Source organism: Pedobacter gandavensis, from assembly GCF_032678465.1.
GTDB lineage: Bacteria > Bacteroidota > Bacteroidia > Sphingobacteriales > Sphingobacteriaceae > Pedobacter > Pedobacter gandavensis_B.
Genome location: NZ_JAVTSK010000002.1, coordinates 240,797 through 253,334, shown reverse-complemented (window position 1 = coordinate 253,334; position 12,538 = coordinate 240,797). Strand labels below are relative to the sequence as shown.

Below are 12,538 nucleotides of genomic sequence, written 5' to 3'. Positions count from 1 at the left end.
GGTTATAAAATCTATTTGCCAATCCGGCCTTAATCTACCCAACCCTTTTCTTTATATAATTTAAATCCATCTGCAAGGGCGCTTTCTATCATAGACAGCAAATCAAAATCAAGCTTCTTAATATGAAAACAAGACTTTCCTTTTAAGTGCTTCAATAATTTTGGATCAAAAGTAGTTTTCATTTCTGGTTCTACGTAGACCGGCATAAAATAAAACCCTACATCATTTTTTAGAATCACTACACTGGCAAAAAACCAGCCTAATCTTTTCTTCCCTTGAACCAACACTTCTTTTTCAGTCCAAAGTTCATATGCCGTATCACTATTCACCCGATTATTGAATCCCATTGCTTCGTAAGACTGCATGGTGGCTCTAATGGTTTGAAAAATTTCTACAAGATCAGTTTTCATGAGTATTGGTTTTAAATTTGAGTACAACGAACTCCATAATAACATGATTCACAAGATATTGTTTACAAGAACCTAGTCCAGATACCATTTCTTCAGCGGATAATTTTCATCCAATACAATGGCCTCTCCCAGCATCGGGGTGCTGATTTTTAAATTCAGTTCCTCTGCCTTTTTCACCGCCCTGATCACCGGCTCATTCCAATCGTGCATCGCAAGTGTAAATTTCCCCCAATGAACCGGCAGCAGCACTTTAGCCTTTAAATCTACCGCTGCCTGAACAGTTTGCTCAGGAAACATATGGATCAATGGCCAATAAACATTATACTGTCCACATTCCAGAATTGCCAGATCAAAAGGGCCATATTTGACTCCGTCTTCCCTGAAATGAGTATCATACCCAGAGTCTCCACCCAGGTATAGCTTGTGATTTGGTGTTTGAAAAATAAAAGCAGACCATAAGGACTGATTTCTTTTAAACAACCGACCTGTAAAATGTCGGGCCGGTCTCGCTAAAAATTTCAAGCCGGCTATTTCCGTAGCTTCTCCCCAGGCCAATTCTGTAATTTTATCTCCAGGAATCCCCCAACGTTCCAAATGCGCGCCAACACCTAATGAAGTCACAAAATGCTTCGTTTTATCTTTTAACCTAAGTATCGTTTGATAATCCAAATGGTCGTAATGATCATGCGTAATCAAAACCACATCTAAAGCCGGAAAATCTTCTGTCTTAACAAAATCGGTTCCTTCGTAGTTCTTATTCCCTAAAAAAGAGAATGGGGAAGTACGCGGGGAAAATACCGGATCTACCAGAATATTCAGACCATCTACCTGTAGATAATAGGAAGAATGGCCAAACCATATCAATTTAACCCCATCTCTGGTTGAGAAATCAGGCTTCACATGTGGAAGCATTTTCTTTGGACTCGAATGCTCATTTCCTTTGATCATCCCAATCAGCATATCCAAATAACTCACATTATCCGGCTTCATCGCCGTAGGTGATAGGTTTTCCAATCCACCGTCCTTATAATTTGGCAAAGCTTTGATCCTTTGGAGACGTGTGCCCTCCGACAAACTTCCAAACACCGGCAAACTGATTACCCAAAAGGTAAAACCACCAATCAAAATGACCAGTACTAAAAAAATATACATAAACTTCTTCATTTAAATCCTGCTTTCAGCCATTTTCTGCTCCGCTTTTATTTAGCTTCCGGAACGGGTACAGCTGCTGCTGGAGCCGGTGCTGGCGCTAATTTCGCTGCAATCCCATTTCCAGCCAGTAACATCTCATTGGTAATCTCCTTGGTATATTCTGTGATTTCCGCTTTAAAATCGGCCACAGAAGCTCCTGAACGAATTTCTTCCAGGCGTTTCTCCCATTGCCCCGTCAATTCTGCCTGTGCAATTTTCTGGTCTTTCACCACATCATACACGGCAAGTCCTTTCGGTGTAGGCACCAGATTTCTCTTCTCCCGGAGGATGTATTCTCTGTTGATCAGGGTCTCGATAATCGCAGCCCTGGTGGCCGGAGTACCCAAACCACTATCTTTCATCGCATAACGCAGCTCCTCATCTTCGATGTCCTTACCTGAAGTTTCCAGAGCTTTCAAAAGAGAAGCCTCATTGTACATCGGTTTGGGTTTGGTTTGTTTCTCCATGAAGGCCTTATTCAGGATTGGCAACAGCTCTCCTGCCTTTACTTTAGGCAATGCAGGGTTTTCCTCATCCTTTTTTTCTTCATCAGCATCGTTAAATACTGATCTCCATCCTGCAGAACGGATAACGGTACCATTGGCAATAAATACAGAACCGGACTCCACAGTTATTTTAGTAATCTCCTTGACACATTCCTGATGGAATGCCTCCAGCATACGGCCAACTACCATATCATAAATGGCCTGTTTATCACCACTCAGCTGATATGGAGATTCTCCTGTAGGCAGGATGGCATGGTGATCCGTTACCTTTTTCGCATTGACACTGCGTTTGCTCAACTTGGCTGTACTCAAAAATTCGGCTTGTTTACCGAAATCTTTATGGTCTTTCAGCTTGTCGATCAATGCCGGCACCCCTGCAAAAACATCATCGCCAATATATCTACTCCCTGTACGGGGATAAGTGATCAATTTACTCTCATACAGCCCTTGTAATAAACTCAAAGTCTGATCAGCAGTAAATCCCTTCTTTTTATTTCCTTCCTGCTGTAAACTACTTAAATCGTGTAAAAGCGGAGGTGGTTCCTTTCTTGGTTTCGCTTCTACATTGAGAATCTTCCCTCCATTCGGGAAACCTGTGGCAACATCCTCGATCTTGTCAAACAGCTCTTGTGCTTCTTCCTTATTGTTAAAGTTAGCAATAGACATCGCTCTAAATAGCTGTCCGTCTTTATCCAGCTGGATAGCCAACTGGTAATAGGTTTGGGGTACAAAGTTCCTGATCTCCAGATATCGTGAGCAGATCATGGCCAATGTTGGGGTCTGCACCCTTCCCAAAGACAACACAGAGCGATTTCCAGCGGAAATACTCAGTGCCTGAGTTGCATTCATCCCGACCAGCCAGTCCGACTCCGACCTGCAATGTGCAGAATTGAATAAAGTATCGTAATCCGTTCCGGGTTTCAGGTTTCTAAATCCTTCTTTGATCGCTTCGTCAGTTTGAGAAGAGATCCAGAGTCTTTTGAAAGGCTTTTTACATTTCAGAAAATAGTAGATATAGCGAAAAATCAGTTCACCTTCCCGCCCCGCATCCGTCGCCACGATGATTTCTGTAGCTTCATCGAATAACATCTTAATCGTATCCAGTTGTTTACGAACGCCTGGATCTTCCACCAAACCATCTTTGGTTTTGATCTTACGAATCGCCAGTTTAAATTTTTTGGGTAACATGGGTAGGTGCTGCCTTCTCCATCCTATAAAACCATACTCCTGCGGTGGCGCCAATTGAAGTAAATGACCAAAGGCCCAGGTAAAAGAATACCCTTTTCCTTCAATGTAACCATCTTTTTTTGTCGTAGCACCGAAGACTTTAGCTAACTCACGCCCTACGGAGGGTTTTTCTGCAATTACAATCTTCATAATTATTCAAAAATATCTAAACCAATTTTAAAAGTATGACAATGTGCTTCCACAATGTCCCGGATGTTTGGGGAATATCCCCCGCCCATGCTCACCTGTACCGGCAGGTTGTTGTCTTTGCAAAAATCAAAAACCATCTTATCTCTGGCCTTGCAGCCTTCTTTTGATAAAGCCAGTTTACCTAGCTTATCTGTTTCCAGCACGTCTACGCCGGAAAGGTAAAATACAAAATCAGGTTGATGTTTTAACAGTTCCGGAAGCACTGCCTCCAGCTTCTTTAAAAACTGATCATCCTTTAATCCATCTTCCAGAGGGAGATCAAGGTTTGAAATCTCTTTTCTAAAGGGAAAATTTTTATCCCCATGCATGGAAAAGGTAAATACCCGATCTTCATTTTCGAAAATCTCTGCAGTACCATTTCCCTGATGCACATCCAGATCTATAATTAAAATCCTTTGTGCCAGCCCCTTGTTCAACAAGTAATTTGCGGCAATCGCCTGATCATTCAACAGGCAAAAGCCTTCTCCCCAATTGCTGCCTGCATGGTGGGTCCCACCTGCCACATTAAAAGCGATACCATGCTGCAATGCAAAAATTGCCCCATCTATCGTTCCCTGAGCGATCCTCAGCTCCCTTTCCAGCAATTGTGCGTTTAAAGGAAAACCTATTCTTCTCTGCTCCCTGGCCGGCAAACTGAGGTCCCTCAACTGCGCCCAGTAAGCGGCATCATGCGTCAGCAATACAGTGGCTTCTGATGCCACTGAAGGCTCAAAAAGCTGCGCCCTGGTGATCACCCCTTCATGAAGCAATTGTTCTGGAATCAGCTCATACTTTAACATTGGAAAACGGTGACCTTCTGGCAAAGGATGTGCAAATAATGGATGCCAGGCAATTCTCCCCATTTAGTTTAAAATTTCTCCCACATGCTTCTCAATATTATTGCAAATCTCCTCGACAGGAAGGTCATTGGCATCCTCGCCAAATGGATCCTCAATCTCCTCGGCAATCAGCTCCAAACCAGCCAGAACATAGAGGATAAATGGCACAATCGGCACCACATAATACCCTAAACTGAATACCCAGCCGATCGGTAAGGTAATCACATAAACAAAGATAAACTTCTTGATAAAAGCACTGTAAGAATACGGAATAGGCGTTCTCCTAATCCGCTCACAACCACCACAGATATCCATAAACTTCTCAACATCTGCATTAAGTATAATCAACTGCTCCTGGCTGATCTTTCCAGCAGCCTGTAAATCGTAAACCCGACTGGAAATACTAGCCGCAATTTGTATTGGAATGTGTTTTCCTCCATCCACTTCAATCAGTAAACTATTCTTCCCGAAATACTGCTTTTCACGAAGGTGTTCCTTCAGGGCAAAAGCAAATTTAGGGATGGCATATTCAAAGAATTCCTCATCTTCTTTGCTTAACCTTAAGGACTTAATTTTGATCGCAAAATTGCGACTTACATTGGTTAATCCTCCTAATAACCTTCGGCCTTCCCACCATCTGTCGTAGGAAGTATTTGTTCTAAAAACCAATAACATGGAAATTACGAAACCCAGCAAGCTGTGCATCATCCCTATGTTTTTCACATATTGGGTGGCGGATAGTTTCAGGTAGTTCAATTCCAAAAATGCAATACCAGCAGAAAAGATTGCTACACTAATCATTAAGGCCCATAGCTTTCTAAAGACATCTGCCTGGTCTACATGAAATATAAAACTGATCCAATCTTTTGGATTATAATTGATCATAAGCCTATCTCCTTGCTAATTTTGAGCATGAGCTCAGCTGTTCTAAAAACATCTTCAAAAGAATTGTACAACGGTACCGGACTCAGCCGGATCACATTCGGTTCTCTCCAGTCGCCAAGCACATTATTCGCCACCAACTGCTGGAATATTTCTTTCCCTTTCTCTTTTGCAATGATCGAGACCTGCGCTCCACGATCTATAGCTTCAGTTGGTGTAATGATATTGAATTGCACAAATCCTAACTCTATATTCACCTGGTTTACAGCAAAAATAAGGTACTCAGTCAAACTTTCACTTTTAGCTCTTAAGCCTTCCATAAAACCTGCTTTCTGAAAAATCTTTAGGGAAGCATGGTATAAAGCCATCGGCATCACCTGCGTACAGCTCACCTGCCATCCATCGGCTCCAGCCTCCGGTACAAAGCCTTTTTCCATTTTAAAACGTTGATCTTCCTGATAACCCCACCAACCTGCAAAGCGATTCAGGGTTTTATCACCAAAATGTTTCTCATGGACAAAAATACCACTGATCCCCCCGGGACCGGAATTCTGGTATTTGTAGGAACACCAGCAAGCAAAATCAACACCCCAGTCGTGCAAGCTCAAGGGCACATTTCCAGCCGCATGAGCCAGATCGAATCCAACCATAGCGCCAACCGTATGGCCGGCTTTGGTGATTGCTTCCATATCAAACCATTGCCCGGTAAAATAATTTATCCCAGCAAACAAGACCAATGCTGTTTCCGCACCTGCTTCAGCAATCTTCGCCACAATATCTTCGGTTCTCAGGGTATATTCTCCCGCTCTCGGACTGACTTCAATAATCGCATCAGTAGGATCATAACCATGGAAGCGAACCTGACTTTCGATCGCATACTGATCTGAAGGAAATGCACCAGCCTCCATAATGATCTTGAATCTTCCGGGCTGAGGCTTATAAAAACTCACCATTAGCAAATGCAGGTTCAGGGTCAGCGTATTCATCGGACAAACCTCCATTGGGCTTGCACCAACAATTGGTGCCATCAGTGATTTCAGCTCTTTGTGATAGAACATCCAGGGACTTTCTCCTTCAAACCAGCCTTCAACCGCGAGGTTTTCCCAGTTGGACATCTGTTGTTCTAAAACCTCACGTGCTACTTTAGGCTGCAACCCTAAAGAATTACCGCACAGATATATAAATGGAACCCCGTTTTGATTCGGAAATAAAAAATCTTTTCTAAAACCTGAAAGAGGATCCGCAAGATCCTGGTCTTTTGCAAATGCTAAACTGTATTCAAAATTCATTGTCTCAAATATCAATAAAAAAGGGAAATAAATAAGGTCGGCTCCCTTTTTGTTATCCACAACCTATCCCCAATCTACCAGATCAGGCCCTGGCTTTACTCACATAACGATTCCCTTTCAGGTAATATCGCCAGGGCAGCAAAGCATGGTCCTCTGCATAATCCACGCCTATCCTATGACTTGCAATGATCGTACCCGGAAGCCATTCCTCCGGCGCATCGGTTATCCAAATCTCCGGGCCATCCAGCTCTTTAGCATTCAGTCGCCGGTCTATTCCCATTGCTTTGGCCAATACTCCCGGACCTGCGGTCAGGCTCGGCTTCAACACCTCCATCCCTCTTCTTTGCAACATCACGTCTATGCCAATGAGCGGCTCCAATCCGCGAATCAACACCGCATGAGGTGTGCCTTTTGCAGCAGTCACCACATTAAATAAATGATGAATTCCATAGCAGAGGTATACATAAGACAAACCTCCGGACTCATACATTACCCTGGTCCGATCCGTAAACCGCCCGCCATAAGCATGTGAAGCTTTATCTTCAACTCCTTTATAAGCTTCGGTTTCTACAATCATTCCTCCCGTCAACTCTCCATCTACAAAAGTAAACAACTGCTTACCCAATAGCGCTTTCGCCAGAGCATTCACATCTTCCTGCTGATAAAAAGAGAAGGGCAATTTAGCCATGCAATAAATTAATTATTTCCTTTAAATATTTAGCATCAACTTCATCAAAATGAGCAAGATATTCAGAATCCACATCCAACACTCCAATCACTTCCTCCCCATTGAAAAAGGGCAAAACAATCTCTGAACGCGAAGCACTTGCACAGGCAATATGTCCAGGAAAAGCATCTACATCCGGAACAATCAAGGTTTCCTTTTGCAACCAGGAAGCACCACAAACCCCTTTTCCTTTTTGAATTCTGGTACAAGCTACTGGTCCCTGAAAAGGACCCAACACCAATTCACCTTCCTTCACCAGATAAAAACCCACCCAAAACCAGTTGAACTGCTCTTTCAGTGCCGCAGCAATGTTAGCCAAATTCGCGATCTGATCCCTTTCTCCGGTAATCAAAGCCGCTATCTGAGGAATCAATGATTGATACTGCTCCGCTTTACTGATATCTGTTACTATTTTTAAATCTTCTGCCATTTCTTTTTCTCTAATAACCAAAGATACAAAAGCCCGCCTCCTTTCCTGCCATGCCACCGTAAAAGCAATAAAATTCAATTGCGAAATTTTATCTAAGTTTGTGGTTTTATAATCACATACACCATCAAAATGAATAAGAAAATCTTATTAATCACTTCCCTACTCGCTTTTGGCCTGATCCAATCGGGCTACAAGCCATGGGATGAAGGGATGTTTCCTTTAAGCGAGATTCATAAGCTTGACCTAAAAAAAGCAGGCTTAAAGATAAATCAGAATGAAATTTATAATCCTAATGGCACCAGCCTGGTAGACGCACTTGTAAACGTAGGTGGTTGTACCGGATCCTTTGTTTCAAATGAAGGTCTGATCATCACCAACCACCATTGCGCTTTTAGTGCCGTACAGTTGGCCAGCACGCCTGAACACGACTACCTGACCAATGGATTTGTAGCCAAATCACATGAAGAAGAAATTGAAGCAAAAGGATTAACTTGTCGAATTACTGACAGTTATGAAGACGTTTCGGATAAAGTATTAGGTGCAGTTGCTCAAATAGAAGATCCCGCTTCAAGACTACAGATCATCAACAATACGATGAAAAACATTGCCCTGGAAGCAGAAAAAAAAGACCCAGGTATCAAAGCAGAAGTCTCGGAAATGTTCATCGGAAAGACCTATGTATTGTTCCGCTACAAAACCATTCAGGATGTGCGTTTGGTATATGTACCTAACCGTCAGATTGGCGAGTTTGGGGGAGAAACAGACAACTGGGTGTGGCCACGTCATACCGGCGACTTTTCATTCATGCGCGCATATGTTGCAAAAGATGGTTCTCCAGCTAAATACTCAAAAGACAACGTTCCTTATACCCCAAAAAAGTTCCTTAAGGTCAACCCAAAAGGTACAAATGAAGAAGATTTTGTATTCATCTTAGGCTACCCAGGAAGAACATTTCGTCACCGCCCAGCTGAATTCATCCAATATCAGCAACAGTTTTTACTGCCATACACTTCTGAATTGTATGATTTCCAGAATGCAACAATGGAAAATGCAGGCAAAAAAGACAAAACTACAGAGATCAAACTGGCCACCAGAATCAAAAGAAACGCCAATGTATTGAAAAACTACAAAGGCAAGCTTCAGGGACTGAAAGGCATTGACCTCATTGCTCAAAAGAAACAGGAAGATGCGGCGCTTGCTGAATTCATAAACAACAATGTTGATGTAAAAGCAAAATACGGTAGCTTGATGGCTGATATTGACAATCTTTACAAATTGATCAATGGAGACGCACAAAGAGATTTATGGTTCTCTCAAATCTACAATTCAACCAGCCTGCTAGGCGTATCCAGAAACATCAACACCTTTAAAACAGCACTTGATGCACAGCCAGCAGCTCAAAAACAAGCTTTCTTTGACCAAAACATCAATAGACTCAAACAAAGCCTGGCCGCAAATTATGAAGCTTATGATCTGGACGTCGACAAAAAGATCTTCAACAGAATGCTTTCTGACGCAGCAGCTTTTAATCCGATGCAAAAAGTAACCGCAGTGAACAAAATCACCAGCAAAGGAACAAATAGCAATGCCATCATAGCGCAATTCATAGACAACAGCATCGGCCTAAGCAAGCTCAAAGACGAATCCTACGTGATGAATACCTTATTAAAATCTCCTAAATCAATTGCCGACTACAACGACGGCCTATTGTTGTTTGAAAAGGACATCGCCAAACAAATCAATGAATTAAAACCTGAGAAAGACCGCAGAGAGGGACTTTTAAATAAGTTAATGGGCGACTATGTGAATGTTAAAGAGAAGTTCATGAAAAAAGACTTCATCCCAGATGCCAATAGTACCCTACGCCTTACCTATGGCTACGTAAGGGGATACTGGGCTGCAGACGCTTCTTACATGAGACCTTACACCACCATTAAGGGCATTTTGGAGAAAGGAACCACTGGAAATCCAGACTTCGGCTATCCTGCACAAATCAAAGCACTATGGGAGGCTAAAGACTTTGGCCCTTATGCCAAAAAAGACCTTAATGATGTTCCTGTTGCTTTCCTATACAATATGGACACCACAGGAGGAAACTCAGGCTCACCAATTATGAATGCTTATGGCGAATTGATTGGCGTTAACTTTGACCGCGCTTATGGTGCTACTATCAATGATTACGCCTGGAACGAAAGCTATAGCAGATCAATAGGTGTAGACATCCGCTACGTATTATGGGTAGCTTCAAAAATCGACAAAGCCGATTACCTGATCAAGGAAATGGGCGTTAAATTATAATAGAAACATCAAATCACCGGGCCGTCTTTAATTACCATTAAGGCGGCCCTTTTTACAGAAGATCCAATGAGAGTAATCGCAGAACTACCGCATCCGGAATGCAAAATCACCCTGTTCAACATGAACCAGAAATACATCATTAAGTTTGAACAAGGCGGACTTGAACAAAGCTACAAGCTATCAGAATTAGACCTCTCAGGAGGTGGCGCCAATGAAATTTTCCAGATCCTGGACGAAGCATTTATCGCTACCGTTGTAGCCAGGTTCAAAGAGATGAGAACGGATTTTTCAGCCGCCTATCAGCGTCAACAATATTAGTAGACAAAGATATACGTAACTAACTGTAAAACAGTACGATTAATTCAAACACAAAATTTAATTCTGCAAAATAAGGATAAATTTAAACTCAAAACTACACCTATATATAGTATTAGATTAAGCAAATCAAAATAATATTACTGAAAAACAAACAGTTAAGTAATCTAACAAAATATTGTATGGGCAGGTAAAATAGCCAAATAATAGGGAGGTTTTGAGTTTTTATCTTAAAAAAACAGCGTATAAAAGAAGTAGCACTAAGGTACCATTTTATCTTAAAACACAAGCATCTTCCCTCCTATTTTCAAGGCAGGAAACACTAGAATGCCCTGCCAAAAACTTCGATAATCGGGTCATATCCCTCCGGATTTAAAACTGCAAATCAAGCTTAAAAGCATTTTATAAATCCGCCAGTTTATACGTACTTTTGTGAGATGAAAGCGAATTTACTTTTAATAGTGGCTATCCTAATCCTGGCATTTTCTGCCTGCAATAAAATTTCAGAAGACATCCAGCGTGACCTCATCATCAGTCCGGATTCCATCAAATTCTCCATCCCCCCGATGACAGTTAATGGAGATTCAATCGTGATAGACAACCTCCCAACCACACTCGTTATAAACAACTTTTTAGATAGCCTCAATAGACAGGGAGGAGAAATCTATAGTGTCAACAACATCAGCGAGATTCGTCTTTCTAACTTTACGGTAGACCTCATTCCTAATAAGAACGACACCGTAAACAATAGAAGTAATTTTAGCAGTATTGGTTTGATTAACGCCAATTTATCCAGCGGCACGCAAAAGGACAAGCTGGCCGAAATCACCAACAACTCTTCTTTAGATTCCTTTTCCGCTAAACTTACGCTGAAACAGGTCATGAGTAATGATCTATTAAGAAACTACCTCAATAACGGCAACCTAAAGTACAGCCTCGTGATTAAACCAAGAAAATCAACTATTGATACCATTAAGGCTAAAATAGGAACAAGTTACACCATGACGCTTAAGAAATAGCCATCACATAAAGAAATAAAAATAAGCTGAGAAGAAACCATCATTTCCAGTAAGATTGAACTCGTTTTTTTCAATCCTTCTCCACATTTCCTGATTGCTTTTCAAAAATATAGAGGACAACTCCCACTGTTTTTGCTTGCTCTTGAAGCGCCAGAGATCGCTATCTGTTTTGCTACTCTTTTGCTTTTCTTTTCCTTTTATTTTACTCCTGTATTAGCTGAGCAAAAGAAAAGCATCACAAAAACTAAAGAGATAAATCACTATGAAGCCTGGGTTCATCAGCTTTAATGGATTAACTTGTAGTTAATGCATGCTGGATAAAAAAATAGGGTGTCCAAAATGAATTGGACACCCTACTTACTAAGCGGTAGAAAACCAGATTAGTTTATACTTTTCGTGGAGGCAGCTCAAAGGCAACTGCATCATGCTCAAAATGTCCACGGTGTGCACCATCACAGAAAGGCTTATTTGCAGACAATCCACAGCGACAAATCGACAAAGTAGTTCTACCTTGTAATCCGTACTCGTTACCTTGCATATCTACGATTTCAAAGTCTCCCTCGATCTTCACAGATCCATTATTATTTATCGTTAATTTCGTTTTTGACATCTTTAAATATTTTTGACAAAAATAGAAATTGAAATTTCAACCAGGGCGCCTGATTGCAATTTAGATTCATTCAGATTAAGCGCCGGAAAAACGTTTAAACATCCATTTCTGCCAATATCCGCGATTTAAGGGCCTTCAAAATTGATTATGAACTTAAAATTGTTTATATTTGCATGAAACGGGATATCATTACAACTATTCTCTTACTACTTACCCACTAATCATGATCAATCTTATGATTAGGTTTCAATTTCTCCAGGTTGCTGATCCGTTGCCTCCCGAGAATTAAATTACATTCTTGCCATTATTGATCCATAGGGGAATCAGATAATCAGGCTCTATAGAATAGGTAAAACCAGAGGAGAAGGTTATTTTTTAACTAATACATATAATTTATGGCTAAATCTCAGGCTACCTTCATGAAGAAGCAACTAGAAAAAAACAGACAGAAGAAAAAAGAAGACAAAGAACAGCGTAAGCTTGAACGTCAACAAAACTCTACTGGTGGTGATCTGGAAAGCATGATGGCTTATGTGAATGAATTCGGAGAGATTGTATCCACTCCACCGGAAAACCCCTCAGTAAAAGGACCAGAAAAGAAATAAT

Annotated in this window: 13 protein-coding genes; 4 read left to right on the top strand and 9 right to left on the bottom strand. The window is 41.3% G+C overall.

Going from position 1 to position 12,538, the window contains the following annotated elements; translation table 11 throughout:
• Positions 1-29: 29 nt before the first annotated feature.
• The 8 genes from R2Q94_RS04115 to R2Q94_RS04080 all read right to left on the bottom strand — a co-directional run bounded on the left by R2Q94_RS04115 (position 30) and on the right by R2Q94_RS04080 (position 7,690).
• A complete protein-coding gene (locus tag R2Q94_RS04115; protein WP_316820169.1) occupies positions 30-410 on the bottom strand; it encodes a hypothetical protein in 381 nt (126 codons plus the stop codon).
• 72 nt (positions 411-482) lie between these two features.
• The gene (locus tag R2Q94_RS04110; protein WP_316820168.1) at positions 483-1,562 is read right to left on the bottom strand and encodes an MBL fold metallo-hydrolase; all 1,080 of its coding nucleotides are present in this window, start codon (positions 1,560-1,562) and stop codon (positions 483-485) included.
• A 47-nt stretch (positions 1,563-1,609) separates the two neighbouring features.
• The gene (topB, locus tag R2Q94_RS04105) at positions 1,610-3,484 is read right to left on the bottom strand and encodes a DNA topoisomerase III (RefSeq protein ID WP_316820167.1); all 1,875 of its coding nucleotides are present in this window, start codon (positions 3,482-3,484) and stop codon (positions 1,610-1,612) included.
• Between the two features lie 2 nt (positions 3,485-3,486).
• Complete coding sequence (locus tag R2Q94_RS04100; protein WP_316820166.1) at positions 3,487-4,386, bottom strand: histone deacetylase; 900 nt, start codon at positions 4,384-4,386, stop codon at positions 3,487-3,489.
• Positions 4,387-5,247 carry a bestrophin family protein gene (locus tag R2Q94_RS04095; protein WP_316820165.1) on the bottom strand — a complete coding sequence of 287 codons (861 nt, stop codon included), beginning with the start codon at positions 5,245-5,247 and terminating at the stop codon, positions 4,387-4,389.
• The gene (gene kynU, locus R2Q94_RS04090; protein WP_316820164.1) at positions 5,244-6,533 is read right to left on the bottom strand and encodes a kynureninase; all 1,290 of its coding nucleotides are present in this window, start codon (positions 6,531-6,533) and stop codon (positions 5,244-5,246) included. Before kynU ends, R2Q94_RS04095 begins: the two co-directional genes overlap by 4 nt.
• A gap of 82 nt (positions 6,534-6,615) precedes the next feature.
• Positions 6,616-7,221 carry a DNA-3-methyladenine glycosylase gene (locus R2Q94_RS04085; protein ID WP_316820163.1) on the bottom strand — a complete coding sequence of 202 codons (606 nt, stop codon included), beginning with the start codon at positions 7,219-7,221 and terminating at the stop codon, positions 6,616-6,618.
• On the bottom strand, positions 7,214-7,690 hold the full coding sequence (locus R2Q94_RS04080; RefSeq protein WP_316820162.1) for a GAF domain-containing protein: 477 nt from the start codon (positions 7,688-7,690) through the stop codon (positions 7,214-7,216). The genes R2Q94_RS04085 and R2Q94_RS04080 overlap by 8 nt, the downstream gene beginning before the upstream one ends.
• 129 nt (positions 7,691-7,819) lie before the next feature.
• On the opposite strand from R2Q94_RS04080, the gene R2Q94_RS04075 reads away from it, so the two are divergent.
• From R2Q94_RS04075 to R2Q94_RS04065, 3 genes are all read left to right on the top strand, one after another.
• Entirely contained in the window at positions 7,820-9,988 is a 2,169-nt protein-coding gene (locus R2Q94_RS04075) for a S46 family peptidase (RefSeq protein ID WP_316820161.1), read from the top strand.
• Between the two features lie 66 nt (positions 9,989-10,054).
• Positions 10,055-10,306, top strand: a complete 252-nt coding sequence (locus R2Q94_RS04070) for a hypothetical protein (protein ID WP_316820160.1) — start codon at positions 10,055-10,057, stop codon at positions 10,304-10,306.
• 434 nt (positions 10,307-10,740) lie between these two features.
• Positions 10,741-11,322, top strand: a complete 582-nt coding sequence (locus R2Q94_RS04065; RefSeq protein ID WP_316820159.1) for a hypothetical protein — start codon at positions 10,741-10,743, stop codon at positions 11,320-11,322.
• A 385-nt stretch (positions 11,323-11,707) separates the two neighbouring features.
• On the opposite strand, the gene R2Q94_RS04060 is transcribed toward R2Q94_RS04065, so the two are convergent.
• Positions 11,708-11,932: a CDGSH iron-sulfur domain-containing protein gene (locus R2Q94_RS04060; RefSeq protein ID WP_316749147.1), complete on the bottom strand. Its 225-nt coding sequence runs from the start codon at positions 11,930-11,932 to the stop codon at positions 11,708-11,710.
• Positions 11,933-12,351: 419 nt separating this feature from the next.
• Between R2Q94_RS04060 and R2Q94_RS04055 the strand changes: the two genes are divergently transcribed.
• Positions 12,352-12,537, top strand: coding sequence for a hypothetical protein (locus R2Q94_RS04055; protein WP_316820158.1), 186 nt, complete (start codon positions 12,352-12,354; stop codon positions 12,535-12,537).
• Position 12,538: the final 1 nt, after the last annotated feature.

Bases quoted from the DNA above. Each gene is read 5' to 3' on its own strand.
- R2Q94_RS04115 (WP_316820169.1), bottom strand. From the start codon at position 410: ATGAAAACTGATCTTGTAGAAATTTTTCAAACCATTAGAGCCACCATG.
- R2Q94_RS04110 (WP_316820168.1), bottom strand. From the start codon at position 1,562: ATGTATATTTTTTTAGTACTGGTCATTTTGATTGGTGGTTTTACCTTT.
- topB (WP_316820167.1), bottom strand. From the start codon at position 3,484: ATGAAGATTGTAATTGCAGAAAAACCCTCCGTAGGGCGTGAGTTAGCT.
- R2Q94_RS04100 (WP_316820166.1), bottom strand. From the start codon at position 4,386: ATGGGGAGAATTGCCTGGCATCCATTATTTGCACATCCTTTGCCAGAA.
- R2Q94_RS04095 (WP_316820165.1), bottom strand. From the start codon at position 5,247: ATGATCAATTATAATCCAAAAGATTGGATCAGTTTTATATTTCATGTA.
- kynU (WP_316820164.1), bottom strand. From the start codon at position 6,533: ATGAATTTTGAATACAGTTTAGCATTTGCAAAAGACCAGGATCTTGCG.
- R2Q94_RS04085 (WP_316820163.1), bottom strand. From the start codon at position 7,221: ATGGCTAAATTGCCCTTCTCTTTTTATCAGCAGGAAGATGTGAATGCT.
- R2Q94_RS04080 (WP_316820162.1), bottom strand. From the start codon at position 7,690: ATGGCAGAAGATTTAAAAATAGTAACAGATATCAGTAAAGCGGAGCAG.
- R2Q94_RS04075 (WP_316820161.1), top strand. From the start codon at position 7,820: ATGAATAAGAAAATCTTATTAATCACTTCCCTACTCGCTTTTGGCCTG.
- R2Q94_RS04070 (WP_316820160.1), top strand. From the start codon at position 10,055: ATGAGAGTAATCGCAGAACTACCGCATCCGGAATGCAAAATCACCCTG.
- R2Q94_RS04065 (WP_316820159.1), top strand. From the start codon at position 10,741: ATGAAAGCGAATTTACTTTTAATAGTGGCTATCCTAATCCTGGCATTT.
- R2Q94_RS04060 (WP_316749147.1), bottom strand. From the start codon at position 11,932: ATGTCAAAAACGAAATTAACGATAAATAATAATGGATCTGTGAAGATC.
- R2Q94_RS04055 (WP_316820158.1), top strand. From the start codon at position 12,352: ATGAAGAAGCAACTAGAAAAAAACAGACAGAAGAAAAAAGAAGACAAA.